Origin of the sequence: Vibrio sp. 1641 (assembly GCF_033339995.1) — a bacterium.
Lineage (GTDB): Bacteria > Pseudomonadota > Gammaproteobacteria > Enterobacterales > Vibrionaceae > Vibrio > Vibrio alginolyticus.
The window spans coordinates 1-517 of record NZ_JAWOVP010000514.1; the positions used below are offsets into that span (position 1 = coordinate 1).

General features: G+C 46.2%; 2 pseudogenes. One reads left to right on the forward strand and one right to left on the reverse strand.

The annotated features are described in order from the left end of the window. Nucleotides 1-288 (forward strand): annotated as a pseudogene (locus R7Z47_RS26860) (putative 4-hydroxy-4-methyl-2-oxoglutarate aldolase); the annotation flags it as partial. On the opposite strand, the pseudogene R7Z47_RS26865 reads toward R7Z47_RS26860, so the two are convergent. Continuing rightward, a pseudogene (locus R7Z47_RS26865) lies at nucleotides 285-517 on the reverse strand (ribonuclease regulator); the annotation flags it as partial. The pseudogenes R7Z47_RS26860 and R7Z47_RS26865 overlap by 4 nt on opposite strands.

Below are 517 nucleotides of genomic sequence, written 5' to 3' on the forward strand. Positions count from 1 at the left end.
CACGGTTCCTGCCAAAAAGCGCTGCTTGGTGATCAGCTGGCGATAGTCGGTATCGAAAATGGTTGGGAAGGTATCATCGTGTACGGAGCAGTGCGTGATGTGGCACAAATGTCGCAAATGGACATAGGAGTGCAAGCGCTGGGTACATGCCCGTTTAAAACGGAAAAGCGTGGTGTGGGTGAAGTCAACGTGACGTTAACGATGCTGAACCAAATTGTTCAACCAAAACATCATGTTTATGCCGATTGGAATGGGGTGTTGATTTCAAAAGAAGCACTCGATTTTTAGAATCGGAAACCTAAACCTACCTCAAAGCCTTGTTGCCAATCTTGGTAATCCAACGTCGCGTGAATGTCTAACTTATCGGTAATTTTCACGCGGCTAGAAAGTTCAGCAGCGAGGCTACTGTCTTCGGTTTGAATGCCGTTGCTATTCTCAGATTTGTAAGATCTTACGGTACTTTTTACGGTGACACGATCATTGAAGTGGTAGCTGATCCCGCTGAGAAAGCCGCTTT